This window comes from Alteromonas sp. KUL42 (assembly GCF_006538325.1).
Classification (GTDB): domain Bacteria; phylum Pseudomonadota; class Gammaproteobacteria; order Enterobacterales; family Alteromonadaceae; genus Alteromonas.
The window spans coordinates 247,176-262,044 of sequence record NZ_BJKK01000003.1 but is presented as its reverse complement, the minus strand read 5'-3'; the positions used below and the strand labels follow the sequence as shown (position 1 = coordinate 262,044).

Below are 14,869 nucleotides of genomic sequence, written 5' to 3'. Positions count from 1 at the left end.
AATATGGTATTGGATAATTCCTACGAACCCTGTGATTTTGTACTTTTTGGTACACTGGGTGATCTTTCACGACGCAAGCTTTTGCCTTCGCTATATCAATTAGAAAAAGCCAATCTGATCCACCCAGATACCACTATTGTGGGTGTGGCGCGTCAAGAAATGTCGTTAGAAGCGTACATCGACGAAGTTCATGCCAACTTAGTTAAGTTTGGTGATAAGAACCTATGCGAAGCTACATGGGAAAAGCTAAAGGCGCGTTTGCACTATGCGTGTGTAGACATGAAAGACGTTGAAAGCTACTGCGTTCTTGACGATCACGTAGACCCATCTCGTACAATGGTGTGCTATTTAGCTACACCTCCTTCAATCTATGGCGATATTTGTCGTGGTTTGCACAGCTGTAAAATTATCGACTCTAGCGTTCGCGTTGTTTTAGAAAAGCCAATTGGTCACGATTTGGCGTCATCGAAAGTTATCAATGAACAGGTAGCTGAATATTTCGATGAAAAGCAAATCTATCGCATAGACCATTATTTAGGTAAAGAAACCGTACTTAACCTTGTTGCATTGCGATTTGCAAACTCAATATTTGCGACCAACTGGGATCACAACTGTATCGACCACGTACAAATATCCGTTGCCGAGTCAGTAGGTATCGAAGGGCGTTGGGGTTACTTTGACGACGCAGGCCAAATGCGAGACATGGTGCAAAACCACTTGCTACAAATTTTAAGTTTGGTAGCGATGGAGCCGCCTACAACCCTTGATGCCGACAGCATCCGTGATGAAAAGCTCAAAGTACTTAAGGCATTGCGTCCAATTAATTCGTTTAACATTAACGAAAGTACAGTTCGCGGACAGTACACTTCAGGCTTTGTTAAAGGTGAAGAAGTCCCTGGTTACCTTGAAGAAGAAGGGGCGAATACGCAAAGTAAAACGGAAACCTTTATTGCGATTAAAGCAGAGATTGACAACTGGCGTTGGGCGGGCGTGCCATTTTATCTACGCACCGGCAAACGTATGCCAACCAAGGTGAGTGAAGTTGTTATTTACTTTAAGCGCCAGCCGCACAATTTATTTGGCGATAGTTTTAAGAACTTACCGCCTAATAAACTGGTTATTCGTCTACAGCCAGATGAAGGCGTAGAAATCACAGTAATGAACAAGGTTCCAGGTTTGACAAGTTCAGGCTCAATGGATCTTCAAAAATCAAAGCTCAATTTGAGTTTCTCAGAAGCGTTTGCTGACGAACGTATTCCAGATGCGTACGAGAAGTTATTGCTTGAAGTAATGTTGGGCAACCAAGCGCTGTTTGTTCGCCGTGATGAAATAGAGCAGGCGTGGACATGGGTAGACTCAATTCTTGAAGCGTGGAAACAGTCTAGTGAGCCACCTGAGCCATATCAGGCGGGCACGTGGGGTCCCGTTGACTCTATCGGTTTGCTAGCGCGTGAAAATCGCAGCTGGTATGAAAGTAAAACTGCGAAGAAGAAATAAAATGGCGTTAACAACTCTTTCATTCGAAACACCTGATGCGCTGACCGATGCGTTTGCACAAGACTTGGTTAGCATTCTTAAAACAGGTATTAAAACACGTGGTCGTGCGTCGTTGGTCGTAAGTGGCGGGCGCACACCGTTAGCATTGTTCAAGCAACTTAGCGAAACTGAATTAGAATGGGATAAGGTTGATATAACCTTAGCCGATGAGCGCTGGGTTGATGAAAGCGATGAAGCAAGCAATACCAGCTTGGTAAAACAAAACCTTATTCAAAATAAAGCCACAGCAGCACGTTTTGTAGAATTGAAAAGCGATGCTGATGATGCAAATGACGGTATAGTGACAGCGCAAAACAACATTGCGGAAATGGCTCAACCGTTTGACGCGCTTATTCTTGGCATGGGTGAAGACGGCCACACGGCGTCACTTTTCCCTTGTTCAGAACAGGTTCTTGAAGGCTTAGATATGAACAGCGGCAAAACGTGCATTGCTGTTCAACCTACAACAGCACCTCATCAACGTATTTCACTAACGCTGCCTGCGTTACTCAATAGTCGTCATATCTTTTTGCACCTAACCGGTGAGAAGAAAAAGCAAGTATTGCTGGACGCTATTGAAAATGCTACCGAAGCGCAAAAGCCCATCACTGCCGTTGTTAACAGAGCTCCGGTCACTTTGATGTGGGCGCCATAGGAGACAAGTATGAACCCGAAAATTGCTGAAGTCACTCAACGAATTATTGAGCGTAGTAAAGAAACCCGTAAAGCCTATCTTGACAAAATTGAACATGCCCGTCGTCAAGGTCCACATCGCGGGGTATTGTCGTGTGGAAACCTCGCGCATGGTTTTGCTGCATGTGGGACGAGTGATAAAGCCGATCTCCGTTCAATGACAAAAGCCAATGTGGCGATTATTTCGTCATATAACGATATGCTTTCAGCTCACCAGCCGTATGAAACGTATCCAGCTATTATCAAAGACGCGATAAAGGAAGTGGGCAGCGTAGCCCAATTCGCCGGTGGTGTTCCTGCAATGTGTGACGGTGTTACCCAAGGTCAGTCTGGTATGGACTTGAGCCTGATGAGCCGCGACAACATTGCACAAGGTGCTGCTATCGCTTTATCACACAATATGTTTGATAGTGCGCTTATGCTTGGCATTTGTGACAAGATTGTGCCCGGATTACTTATGGGGGCACTAACCTTTGGTCATTTGCCAACGGTATTTGTGCCAGCAGGTCCAATGCCATCAGGGTTGCCAAACAAAGAGAAGGCCCGTGTTCGTCAACAATTCGCTGAAGGGAAGGTGGGTCGTGATGCACTGCTTGAAGCAGAATCTCAGTCTTATCATTCTGCCGGTACGTGTACTTTTTATGGCACGGCAAACTCTAATCAATTAGTGGTTGAAATGATGGGCTTGCATTTACCTGGCTCGTCATTTGTTAACCCAGGTACGCCACTGCGTGACGCGTTGACAAAAGCAGCTGCAGTGCAAGCAACCCGCTTGACTGATTTGGGTGATAACTACACGCCAATTGGTCACATTGTTGATGCTAAAGCTATCGTGAATGGTCTTGTTGGTCTTCTAGCAACAGGTGGTTCAACCAACCACACCATGCACCTTATCGCTGTGGCGCGTGCCGCGGGTTATATCGTTAATTGGGACGATTTTTCAGATATTTCAAATGCAGTACCTTTGCTGACTCGTATCTATCCAAATGGCTCCGCTGACATTAACCATTTTGTTGCTGCTGGTGGCATGTCATTGCTTATAAAGCAATTGCTTGATGCTGGTCTTCTACACAATGATGTGAAGACGATTTGCGGTGAAGGCTTAGACTTCTACACCAAAGAACCAATGTTAAAAGATGGCGAGTTAGAATGGCGCGATGGTCCTACTGAATCGTTGGATAAAGAAGTACTTGCAAGTGTTGAGCAGCCATTTAAACCTGATGGTGGTTTAAGTGTACTAGACGGCAACCTTGGTCGAGGTGTAATTAAAACATCAGCACTGCGTACACCCCATTGTGTGCTAAAAGCGCCGGCAGTCGTATTTGAAGATCAGTTTGAGTTAGATGAAGCATTTAAGTCAGGTGCGCTAGATAAAGATTGTATCGTTGTTGTTCGTTTCCAAGGTCCTTCAGCTATCGGTATGCCTGAACTACACCGTCTTACACCACCATTAGGTGTGCTACAAGATCGCGGCTTCAAAGTGGCGCTAGTAACTGACGGGCGAATGTCAGGTGCATCGGGTAAAGTTCCTGCTGCTATCCACGTCACTCCAGAAGCATATAAAGGCGGTTTGTTAGCTAAAGTGCAAGACGGTGACGTTATCGAGCTAAACACAGAAACGGGCGCATTAACCTTACATGTAGACGATGAAACACTAGCGGCACGCGAAGCGAAGCCTGCTAATCTTGCACATCATCACACCGGTATGGGGCGTGAAATGTTTGCAGGGATCCGCGCTATATTAACGGGCGCAGAAGAAGGTGCATGTTCATTGTTTTACACCCAGGAGCAAGCGTAATGAGTCATAAGTTTGTCGCTGATGTTGGGGGCACTAATATCCGTTTAGCACGGGTAACCGAAACGGGTGTCGTTGATATTATCAAATATATGTGTAATGACTTCGCCAGTATTGACCTTGCTATTGCTCAATATTTTGCTGATTTACCGCAATATGCGTTCAAAGAAGGCTGTATAGCCATTGCCTGTCCGGTACTAGGCGACCAAGTGGAAATGACTAACCACAGTTGGGCGTTTTCACAAAATGCGTTGCGTTCGCAATTAAAGCTTGATGCCTTGTACGTGATTAATGATTTCACCGCAGTTGCACATTCACTACCTGTATTAGGTGAAGAGCAAGTAGTTCAGATAGGTGAGGGAGCCGCTAAAACCAATGGAAACATTGCGGTATTTGGACCTGGTACCGGTCTTGGTGTCGAGCATATCACCATGACATCTTCTGGTTGGCAAACCCTTGATGGTGAAGGCGGTCACGTGGACTTTGCCCCTGTAGATGAAACCGATGTGATTGTATGGCGTCATCTTCAGGCAACTTTTGGACGCGCATCAGCTGAAGAAGTGATGTCAGGTCGTGGTATACACAATATTTATACTGCGCTGGCAAATAACGCAGGAGAGCCAGTTACATTTGCTGATCCTGCTCAGATTACCGAAGCAGCCATCGCGGGCACGTGCAAAATCGCCGAGGCTACATTGACCCAGTTTTGCCGTATTATGGGTAGTTTTGCCGGAAACTTGGCCCTGAACATGGCTACAACTGGCGGCATTTTCATTGGCGGTGGTATCGCTAATCGTTTCCCTGATTTTATCCAAAATAGTGACTTCAGAGCCCGTTTTGAAGCTAAAGGCCAAATGAAGCACTACGTAAAAGACATTCCCACCTATTTGATAGCAGAACCTGACCATGGCCTTCTTGGGGCAGCTGCTTATCTAAATCAAAATACAGCGAGCTAAATTATGACAACGAAATGGAAATACTCACCAGAGGAAATTTTTGCGGCCGGTCCAGTGGTCCCAGTATTGGTGATCAATGATGTGGAAAAGGCTGTGCCTCTGGCTAAAGCGCTCATGGAAGGTGGAATTAAAGTATTAGAAGTGACTCTGCGTACTCCAGCAGCAATTGACGTTATTAAACGCATTGCCGAGGAAGTGCCTGATTCGCTTATTGGCGCAGGTACGGTAACAAACGCACAACAACTAAAGGCGGTTGTAGAAGCAGGCGCAAAATTTGCTATCAGCCCTGGTATGACAGCAGATTTGCTTAAAGCAGGTATGGACGCTGAAATTCCACTTATTCCCGGTATTTCGTCAACCTCTGACCTTATGAAAGGGAAAGATGCAGGTTACACCCATATGAAATTCTTCCCAGCGGAAGCGTCAGGTGGTGTTAAAGCAATTAAGTCAATTAGTGGCCCATTCCCTGATGTAACATTCTGCCCAACGGGTGGCATTGGTCCTAACAATTACAATGACTATCTTGCACTAAATAACGTGAAGTGTGTTGGTGGTTCTTGGTTGGCACCAGATGATGCTATTGAAGCGGGTGATTGGGCACGTATTACACAATTGGCTAAAGAAGCCGTTGCTGGTGCAAATCAATAAGTACGCTTTAGTTACTAGCTTAAAGTGAAAAAACCTGCTTTATGCAGGTTTTTTTATGTTCATATTTCGTATGTTTGGCCCGTGAATTGGTTTCTATGTAAGCCTCTTATATAGAAGCTTCTATATAGGGCCTTCTACATTCGGTCCTTTAAACATGACCTTATACACAAGACCTTATACATAGGACCATCTAAATCGGGACCACGGTCTGTGTTAACGCATGTTGCTCACCGGGCTTTAGGCTTTTACCTTGGGTGATTGTCGACTCTACACATATCATGTGTTTGTAGCCAAAGGCATCCATGTCAGAGATTGAAGCTGCACCTTGCCATGGGTTCCAAACAACAAGAGAGTCATTTCCCCGTGAATTAACTTCAGTTGTATCTACTCCGTCAACTTCAATAATTACACTTTCAATGGCTTTTAAGTGAATGCGATCAGTTTCACCGCTGATGTTATATGGGGAAGGGGTTGATTTGATAGACATGCTATCTACTTTGTCTTCGTAATCACCTTCTATGCCCTTTAATAGAGTGGTATTGATGTGGTTTACATGAAAGTACGTATGTAACGCACAATTGTAGGTAAAAGGCACAACCCCAGTATTTTCTGTAATTAATGACACTTCCAGTGTGAGTCCAACATAAATAACAAGCCGAACATTACAGTCATACTCAAAGCCCTCTGCACGGGTAAAGTTTGGCGCTAATTCAACGGTGGTACCTTCGTCAGTTTCTTGCGAGTGAATAAGTTTCCATACCTGTGTACGCAAAAAACCGTGTGCAGGTAATGCGCCTTTTTCATGCCCGTGACTTTCGCTGAACCACGGCCAGCAAACTGGAATTCCACCGCGAATAGGGCGCTCGCCGTTTAAATAAGCGTGTGGGCTTACCCATAATCTTTCCTGGTTGTCAGCTTTGGGTATATAGGACAAAACATGACCACCAAATAAACTCACTCGAGCTGATGCACTCTTGTTGTTGATTTCTAAGAAAGTAAGTCCGTTATTTTCGCTAACAGTAACAGAATTCACCGAGGGCATAAGTGCTCCATGTTTTAATTGCCGACATAGCTCTCAAGTACAATAAGTTACTTCAAATTGAACGTTAATATAAACCACGTCAAAAGGTATACCGTTAAAGAAGAGTTGCTCTCGCTCTAACGTTGACTAAAATTTGGATTAGTAAAACAAAAAAGGTGCAAACAGCACGTTTACACCTTTTTAGATTAACTCAATTGTTACGGAAATAGTTAACCTATTTCGTAAATAAAATTAATTATTTTGAGATATGTGCAACAAGGTCAAGTACCTTGTTTGAATAGCCCCACTCATTGTCGTACCACGATACCAACTTAACGAAAGTGTCTGTTAGCGCAATACCTGCTGTTGCATCGAATACCGATGTACGAGCATCGCCAATGAAGTCGTTAGAGACAACGGCGTCTTCTGTGTAACCCATAATGCCTTTAAGTTCACCTTCAGATGCTTCTTTCATTGCCGCACAGATTTCGTCGTAGCTAGCAGGCTTAGCAAGGTTAACAGTAAGGTCTACTACTGAAACGTTTGGCGTAGGTACGCGGAACGCCATACCCGTTAGCTTGCCGTTAAGTTCAGGGATTACCTTACCTACCGCTTTCGCTGCACCGGTAGATGAAGGAATGATGTTTTGGCCTGCACCACGGCCACCGCGCCAATCTTTCATTGATGGGCCATCAACGGTTTTCTGGGTTGCTGTGGTAGCGTGAACGGTAGTCATTAGGCCGTCAACAATACCGAACTTATCATTAAGCACTTTTGCAAGTGGAGCAAGACAGTTAGTGGTGCACGATGCGTTAGAAACGATTGTTTCGCCGTTATAGCTAGCGTGGTTTACGCCCATAACGAACATTGGCGTAGCGTCTTTAGACGGTGCAGACATAACAACTTTCTTCGCACCCGCTTCAATGTGTTTCGCAGCAGTCTCTTGAGTTAAGAAAAGACCTGTGGATTCAACAACAACATCAACGTTTACGTCACCCCATTTAAGGTCAGCAGGGTTTCTTTCTGACGTTATGCGAATAGCTTTGCCGTTTACAATAAGGTTATTGTTGTCTACTTTTACTTCACCGTTAAACAAACCATGTGTTGAGTCGTATTTTAATAGGTAAGCGATGTAATCTGTGTCAAGCAAGTCGTTAATAGCGACGACTTCAATGTCTTCACGCTCAGCCGCTGCGCGCATTACTAGACGTCCAATACGGCCAAAACCATTGATACCGATGCGAATTGTCATAACGTACCCCGATTATTTAAATAAAATGAAAATAAATTACGTAAAGTATGGATCAAAATGTCATAATTAGCAAAATAAAAAGCAAATTTGTTGCAAAATTACGAATAACTGCTATTGCAATCGTATTCAGATATCGCAAAGCGCGTGTTTCTAGAATAATGTTAAAAAAATGTTTGTGACTGCGCGGTGCGATGACAACAAAGCGCTTTTCACCAATTAACAGGAATGACACATCATGACACAACAACTTCTGCAACAACTGGTTGAAATGCGAGGAATTGAAACCCGTTATGTTGACGCGTGGGGTAAACCAGCAACCATCGCAGAATCAAGTAAAGCTAAACTACTTAACGTCCTCGGCTATGACACCAGCAACGATGAAATAATTCAATCGCAAATTGCACAAGATATTCAGTCTGTGTGGTTGTCACCGTTAAACCCTGTACAAGTTGTTAGAAGCGCTGAGTCAATTAATCTCGCCGTGCGTTTACCTATTGAGTTAGTCAATGATGACCATGTGTTAACGGTAACCTGTGAAAGTGGTGAAACACTCACGCATACCTTCACGCCTGTTGATCAAGAGATGACAACCATGGCGCACATTGATGAAGTTGAGTTTCACGAATATATTGTGTCTTTACCATTTACATTGCCGTTGGGATATCACAATGTTGTGTTAACTGCGGATGATGACCAACTTGGCGTATCTCGTATTATCGTTGCTCCTCAAGCTTGCTACACACCAGATCCGATTAAAGCGGGTAAAAAAATATGGGGTCTTAGTGTTCAGCTTTATTGCCTGCGCAGTGAAAAGAACTGGGGTATTGGCGATTTCTCTGATTTGGCGTTGTTAATTGAAAAATCGGCCAGTGTTGGCGCTGACTTTATCGGCTTAAATCCAATTCATGCGCTTTATCCTGCCAACCCAAATGCTTGTTCGCCTTACGGCCCAAGCTCGCGCCGTTGGTTAAACTATTTGTATATCGATGTAACGGCAGTTGAAGGCTATGAAGATGATTCGGTGAAAGCGGTTGTTGGCAGTGATGAGTTTATCAATACCCTTGAGCATGCAAGACAGGTTGAACACGTAGATTATGAAGCGGTCGCACACATTAAATTGGCCGCATTAAAAGCCGTTTTTGAAGTCTATGATGCCAAGTATCTACGTAAAAATACTAAACAGAATAAAGCATTTAAAGCGTTTGTCGAAGCGGGTGGTGAAAGCCTTGATATGCTCGCGGTGTATGATGCGCTGCAATCACACCTTAAAGCCCAAGGTAAAGACAGCTGGGGATGGCCTGTATTTCCAAAAGAGTTCAAAGATTATCACAACCCTGCTGTTGCTAAGTTTAAAAAGGCAAATAGCCAAGAAGTTAAATTCTATTTATTCCTACAATGGATTGCTGCAGAGCAATTAGAAACGGCGAGTAACAAAGCGACCGAAGCAGGTATGACGATAGGTTTGTATCGCGACCTGGCAGTAGGTGTGAGTGAGGGCAGTGCAGAAATTTGGGGTAACAAAGACTTGTACTGTACGGACGCCAGTGTTGGCGCTCCACCTGATATTTTAGGGCCACTTGGACAGAATTGGGGATTGCCACCAATGGATCCTCGCAAATTATATAAGCAGGGATATCAGCCAATCATCGATTTGTTTGCATCCAATATGGCGTCATCTGGCTCGCTGCGTATCGACCACGTAATGGCATTATTGCGCTTGTGGTGGGTTGTGAAGGGCGACAATGCCAAAGATGGTGGTTATATTTACTATCCTGTTGATGATTTACTTGGCATATTGGCACTAGAAAGCCATCGAAATCAGAGCCTTGTTATTGGCGAAGACCTCGGAACAGTACCTGAAGAAATTCGTAGTAAGCTGGCAGATAATGGCGTTTATTCGTATCGCGTTTTCTTTTTTGAACAGGCCGAAGACGGTGGTTTCTTCTCGCCAAGTCATTACCCTGTGCAGTCAATGTCAACGTTGACCACGCATGACATGCCAACGCTAATTGGTTATTGGCACTGCCTTGACTTAGAACTGGGTAAAGATATTGGTTTGTATCCAACAGAAGAAATTCTGCAAACGCTTTATGCAGACCGTCATGAAAATAAACAAGCGATATTAGATACATTACACGGCCACGGCTCTATTGGTGAACACGTTGGTCGAGATGTAAATCACACGGGAATGAATCGGGATTTGAACTGCGGTATGCAAGTGCATATGGCAGGTGGTTCAAGTGCGCTATTGAGTCTCCAATTAGAAGATTGGTTGGAAATGGACAAGCCAGTAAATATCCCTGGTACCTTCGATGAATATCCGAATTGGCGCAGAAAGTTAACGCAAAATATTGAGTCAATGTTTGAAAGACAGGACATCAATGAATTGGCGTCTAAGCTTACCCAAGCTAGAAAAAATGCGAGCAATAGCTAAGATTTCTCTTAGAAAAATAAAGGAGTGACTTAACGCTTCTTAATCGAGTAAGATAAAGTGTCAAAGGTGAGGCTTTACTAAATTAAACCCGCGTCTATGCGGGTTTTTAATAGGAGTAGCGAATGCAATTAGTGCAGCAGTTAGAACACGCAACATGTTCACAGCCATTTACGCAGTTAGGTATGGTTGACGATAATCAGGCTTTATTGGTGCGCGTTTGGCGACCAGGTGCGACATCAGTCACTGTAAAATGGCAAAACCCTGCACTTGCAGATATCTCTCTTAACTCCGTGTCAAACGGTGGGCTTTTTGAAATTGTTGTGGCAGAAGAATGCCGCGATGAAATATATCAAGTGATAGCCTCTGACGGCGCGCATCAATTCGATTACATCGACCCCTATCAGTTTAAAGACGCGGCGTATCATGCGGTACACTTTATTGATACTGCGCCAGAAAATTTATATAAGCAAGCTGGCGCTCAGTTACACCGAATAGAGACGCAACATGGCCTGGGTATTGATGGTGTACGTTTTTGTGTGTTTGCACCTAACGCAAGCGCAGTCTCTGTAATTGGTGATTTTAATCAATGGGATGGTCGTGTTCACCCAATGCAAAAAACCTCTATGGGATATTGGGTATTGTTTGTCCCTGGGGTAGCTGAAGGCGAGCGTTATAAATATCAAGTGAAAGATGCTCACGGGCACGACTTACCTCACAAAGCCGATCCGCTAGGCTTTAGTGCTGAACAATACCCTTCACACGCCTCTAAGATTTATAACCACAGTTCATATGAGTGGAATGACAGTGCTTGGATGGCGTCACGCGACGCCGACAAATACAGCCGCCCAATGAGTATTTATGAAGTACATCTTGGGTCGTGGAAGCGCCCTGATGCAAACAGTGACGTACGTTATTTATCGTATCGCGAACTTGCTGATGATCTTATTGGTTATGTGAGTGACATGGGGTACACCCATTTAGAATTATTACCAGTATCAGAGTTTCCATTTGACGGTTCATGGGGATATCAGCCTGTGGGGATGTTTGCGCCTACCAGCCGATTTGGTAACCCTGATGATTTTAAATACTTTGTTGATAAGTGTCACCAAGCCGGCATTGGTGTGATCATCGATTGGGTTCCTGCTCACTTTCCAGAGGATGGGCATGGGCTTGCGCGTTTTGACGGCTCATGTGTGTATGAATATGAAGATCCTCGAAAAGGGTGGCACCCTGACTGGAATTCCTGCATTTATGACTTTGGCAAAGACACTGTGCGCCAATTCCTTGTAGCCAATGCGCTGTTTTGGCTTGATAAATTCCATGTAGATGGGCTACGCGTTGATGCTGTGGCTTCAATGTTGTATTTGGATTATTCACGTAATGACGGTGAATGGATCCCCAATGTAGATGGCGGTAACGAAAACTACGAGGCTATTAGTTTACTTAGATGGATGAACGAAGAGGTGTACAAGCACTTTCCGGATGCCATGACCATTGCAGAAGAGTCTACTTCTTTCCCAAAAGTCTCACGCCCTGTTTTTGACGGTGGTCTTGGGTTTGGTTTTAAATGGAATATGGGTTGGATGCACGACTCCTTGCACTACATTGCTAGGGATCCTGCCTATCGCAACTACCATCATGGCGACATAACTTTCAGCATGGTATACGCATTTGATGAGAACTTTGTGTTACCTATATCCCACGATGAGGTGGTTCACGGCAAAGGCAGTATGCTTCACAAAATGCCTGGTGATGAATGGCAGCAGGCCGCGAATTTGCGTTGTTACGCTGGTTTTATGTATGGCCACCCAGGCAAAAAGCTTAATTTTATGGGCAATGAATTAGGCCAATCGCGCGAATGGAACCACGACAGCGGCCTTGATTGGGACCTGCTCAACTTCGAGAAGCACGCTGGCATTCAGGCGCTCTATAAAGCGCTAAACCATTTGTATCGCACTACTTCAGCATTACATGAACAAGATCACCAACCACAAGGTTTTACTTGGATTGATCACAATAACGCAGAGCAAAGTGTGGTGTCGTTTGTTAGAAATGCAAAAACGACTAAGCAAAAGGTGTATGTCATTTCTAATTTTACGCCTATTCCTCGCGATAACTTCAGGATCGGTGTGGATGATGCATGTGAATTAACTCTGGCATTGAATACTGATGATGCGGCGTTTTGGGGAAGTGGATACAGCACACTTAGCAAAGTTAAAAGTAGCCCTGTTGCATGGAATGACAGAAAGCACTCCATAGTGATAAATTTGCCTCCGCTATCCACAGTATTTTATGTAACATGTGATGCGTAACGTGAAGTCGATGAGCGTAAATTAGATGTAGTTGATTTCGACAACGGATAGGTAAGAAAGACAAGTGATTGAATATAGCGATAATCAGACAGACGTTGAACATCGTGCAGGTAAAGCGCTTCCATTAGGTGCAAGCTTGCACGATGACGGGTGCAACTTTGCTGTCTACGCCCCCGATGCAAAAGCGGTTATCTTGTGTTTTTTCAATAAGGACACCGAAGAAGCTACTACAGAAATCCCGTTGCCTGAGAAAACCGGTGATGTGTGGCATGGGTTCTTTGTAGGTATTCAAGCTGGTCAGTATTACGGTTATCGGGTTGAGCGGGGTGAAAGTCGACTGCATAGCGATCCCACGCAAAAGTTGTTAATTGACCCTTACGCCAAAAAGCTCAGTCGCCCACTAAAATGGGATGCACGGCAATATGAAGGAGACTCTCAATTCATGATGCCAAAGTGTATTGTGATTGATGAGCAAGCGTACGCTCCGTCATCCGCTAAACATGCTGAGTCGACTGTTACTGTATTGGATATACAGAACCACCAACGCATTGTTTACGAAGCTCATGTGAAAGGGCTCACCAAGCTGCACCCTGATGTACCCAAAGCACATCAGGGCAAATTTTTAGGTGCTGCGCACCCCAGTGTAATTGAGCATGTAAAGTCTTTGGGTATAACCACCATTCAGTTTATGCCGCTATGCTCTTTTATGCCCGAACCATTTATTACCGACAAAGGCTTGACCAATTATTGGGGGTATAACCCTGTGAACTTTTTTGCTCCTGAGCCGCGTTACGGTGTGTCAGATGCGTTGAGCGAGCTAAAACAGATGGTTGAAGCTTATCACCAAGCCGGTATTGAAGTAATTGTTGATGTGGTGTTCAACCATACCGCTGAAGCGGGACACGGTGGCCCTATATTGTCATTTAAAGGTTTCAGCCCTTACCAAACCTATTTATTTGAACAGTCTAAAAGTGGTGAGTTGGTGTTCTCAAACCACTCAGGGTGTGGCAATACGGTCAACACATCACAGTCATACATGATGGGGCTTATTTTAGATGCAATGCGTTATTGGGTAAGTGTAATTGGTATTGATGGTTTTCGCTTCGATTTGGCGGTTTGTTTAGGCCGCGAGCCACAGCAATACAACAAAAAATCTGGGCTACTAAGAGCAATAAGCAGCGACCCAGTATTAAAAGACAAAGTATTATTGGCAGAGCCTTGGGATATTGGCCCAGGTGGATACCAAGTGGGTAACTTTCCTTCACCTTGGTTAGAGGTAAATGATAAATACCGCGATACCGTGCGCGCTTTTTGGCGTGGAGATGCAGGCGTAACCGCAGATTTTGCCACCAGACTGATGGGCTCTAGGGATATTTTTCACAAAGGTCACCGTCACATTAACACGTCAGTGAATAACGTGACGTATCACGATGGTTTTACGCTTCACGATATGGTGACTTACGCCGAGCGCCATAATTTAGATAACTTAGAAGACAATCGAGATGGCCATGGCCATAACCTTTCGGCTAATTATGGTGTAGAGGGCGAAACCAACAAGCAACGCATTATTGCCATGCGGGAGCGCCAGAAACGCAACTTATTCGCCACTTTATTGTTTTCCCAAGGTACGCCGCATATTTTAGGTGGTGATGAGTTAAGCCGCACTCAAAATGGCAACAATAACGCATATTGCCAAGATAACCCGATCAGCTGGTTCGATTGGTCAATGAACAAACGCAAACAGGATTTTCTCGATTTTTGTCGCTATGTTATCTCACTTAGAAAATCGTCTGCTTTGCTTCAAGAGCTAAAACTACACGATGACCCTTACACTTTGTCGCGCAACGTAAAAGAAATTAATTGGTACAAACCCGATGGTACAGACAAAGCCTCTGAAGATTGGAATGCCTTGCACAATAAAACCTTTGGTGTGGAAATAAAGGGGTGTGCAACACAGGGGAACAAACCTGAACATTGGTTCTTGTGCATAAATGCCAGCGACAACGACATGCGTTTTCACCTGCCAAGTACTGTTCCCCGTGCAGGCTGGACGATGGAATTAGATACGCGTTATGCGTCGTTAGAAGAACAGCCGTCTATATGTATACAGAAGGTATTTTTACAAGCTGGTAAGTCACTCACACTGTTCAGTTATGCAGAAATGGAAGGTTAACAGCGAATAAACGTTTACCATTGGTGACAAATACGGCATACCGTACTAA

General features: G+C 44.4%; 10 protein-coding genes. 8 read left to right on the top strand and 2 right to left on the bottom strand.

Annotated elements, in window-relative coordinates; genetic code table 11:
• The first annotated feature begins 3 nt into the window (after positions 1-3).
• From zwf to EYR97_RS06330, 5 genes are read left to right on the top strand one after another with little or no spacing between them, the layout of a single operon-like run.
• A complete protein-coding gene (gene zwf / locus EYR97_RS06350) occupies positions 4-1,497 on the top strand; it encodes a glucose-6-phosphate dehydrogenase (RefSeq protein ID WP_131092966.1) in 1,494 nt (497 codons plus the stop codon).
• A 1-nt stretch (position 1,498) separates the two neighbouring features.
• Positions 1,499-2,191: a 6-phosphogluconolactonase gene (gene pgl / locus EYR97_RS06345; protein ID WP_131092965.1), complete on the top strand. Its 693-nt coding sequence runs from the start codon at positions 1,499-1,501 to the stop codon at positions 2,189-2,191.
• Positions 2,192-2,200: 9 nt separating this feature from the next.
• Positions 2,201-4,027: a phosphogluconate dehydratase gene (gene edd, locus EYR97_RS06340; protein WP_015067464.1), complete on the top strand. Its 1,827-nt coding sequence runs from the start codon at positions 2,201-2,203 to the stop codon at positions 4,025-4,027.
• Entirely contained in the window at positions 4,027-4,980 is a 954-nt protein-coding gene (glk, locus tag EYR97_RS06335; RefSeq protein ID WP_131092964.1) for a glucokinase, read from the top strand. The genes edd and glk overlap by 1 nt, the downstream gene beginning before the upstream one ends.
• Positions 4,981-4,983: 3 nt before the next feature.
• Positions 4,984-5,628, top strand: a complete 645-nt coding sequence (locus EYR97_RS06330) for a bifunctional 4-hydroxy-2-oxoglutarate aldolase/2-dehydro-3-deoxy-phosphogluconate aldolase (protein ID WP_015067462.1) — start codon at positions 4,984-4,986, stop codon at positions 5,626-5,628.
• Positions 5,629-5,818: 190 nt separating this feature from the next.
• On the opposite strand, the gene EYR97_RS06325 is transcribed toward EYR97_RS06330, so the two are convergent.
• Both EYR97_RS06325 and gap read right to left on the bottom strand, forming a co-directional pair.
• Complete coding sequence (locus EYR97_RS06325; protein WP_131092963.1) at positions 5,819-6,670, bottom strand: D-hexose-6-phosphate mutarotase; 852 nt, start codon at positions 6,668-6,670, stop codon at positions 5,819-5,821.
• A 235-nt stretch (positions 6,671-6,905) separates the two neighbouring features.
• Positions 6,906-7,901 carry a type I glyceraldehyde-3-phosphate dehydrogenase gene (gene gap, locus EYR97_RS06320; protein ID WP_131092962.1) on the bottom strand — a complete coding sequence of 332 codons (996 nt, stop codon included), beginning with the start codon at positions 7,899-7,901 and terminating at the stop codon, positions 6,906-6,908.
• A 235-nt stretch (positions 7,902-8,136) separates the two neighbouring features.
• Here gap and malQ point away from each other — a divergent pair, with 235 nt between their 5' ends.
• The 3 genes from malQ (at position 8,137) to glgX (ending at position 14,820) form a co-directional block, all read left to right on the top strand.
• Positions 8,137-10,335, top strand: coding sequence for a 4-alpha-glucanotransferase (malQ, locus tag EYR97_RS06315; protein WP_131092961.1), 2,199 nt, complete (start codon positions 8,137-8,139; stop codon positions 10,333-10,335).
• A 122-nt stretch (positions 10,336-10,457) separates the two neighbouring features.
• On the top strand, positions 10,458-12,647 hold the full coding sequence (gene glgB / locus EYR97_RS06310) for a 1,4-alpha-glucan branching protein GlgB (protein WP_131092960.1): 2,190 nt from the start codon (positions 10,458-10,460) through the stop codon (positions 12,645-12,647).
• Positions 12,648-12,711: 64 nt separating this feature from the next.
• Positions 12,712-14,820 (top strand): glycogen debranching protein GlgX, encoded by a 2,109-nt coding sequence (glgX, locus tag EYR97_RS06305; protein ID WP_131092959.1) that lies wholly within the window; start codon positions 12,712-12,714, stop codon positions 14,818-14,820.
• The last annotated feature ends 49 nt before the right edge of the window (positions 14,821-14,869 follow it).

Bases quoted from the DNA above. Each gene is read 5' to 3' on its own strand.
- pgl (WP_131092965.1), top strand. From the start codon at position 1,499: ATGGCGTTAACAACTCTTTCATTCGAAACACCTGATGCGCTGACCGAT.
- malQ (WP_131092961.1), top strand. From the start codon at position 8,137: ATGACACAACAACTTCTGCAACAACTGGTTGAAATGCGAGGAATTGAA.
- glgB (WP_131092960.1), top strand. From the start codon at position 10,458: ATGCAATTAGTGCAGCAGTTAGAACACGCAACATGTTCACAGCCATTT.
- edd (WP_015067464.1), top strand. From the start codon at position 2,201: ATGAACCCGAAAATTGCTGAAGTCACTCAACGAATTATTGAGCGTAGT.
- zwf (WP_131092966.1), top strand. From the start codon at position 4: ATGGTATTGGATAATTCCTACGAACCCTGTGATTTTGTACTTTTTGGT.
- gap (WP_131092962.1), bottom strand. From the start codon at position 7,901: ATGACAATTCGCATCGGTATCAATGGTTTTGGCCGTATTGGACGTCTA.
- EYR97_RS06330 (WP_015067462.1), top strand. From the start codon at position 4,984: ATGACAACGAAATGGAAATACTCACCAGAGGAAATTTTTGCGGCCGGT.
- glk (WP_131092964.1), top strand. From the start codon at position 4,027: ATGAGTCATAAGTTTGTCGCTGATGTTGGGGGCACTAATATCCGTTTA.
- EYR97_RS06325 (WP_131092963.1), bottom strand. From the start codon at position 6,670: ATGCCCTCGGTGAATTCTGTTACTGTTAGCGAAAATAACGGACTTACT.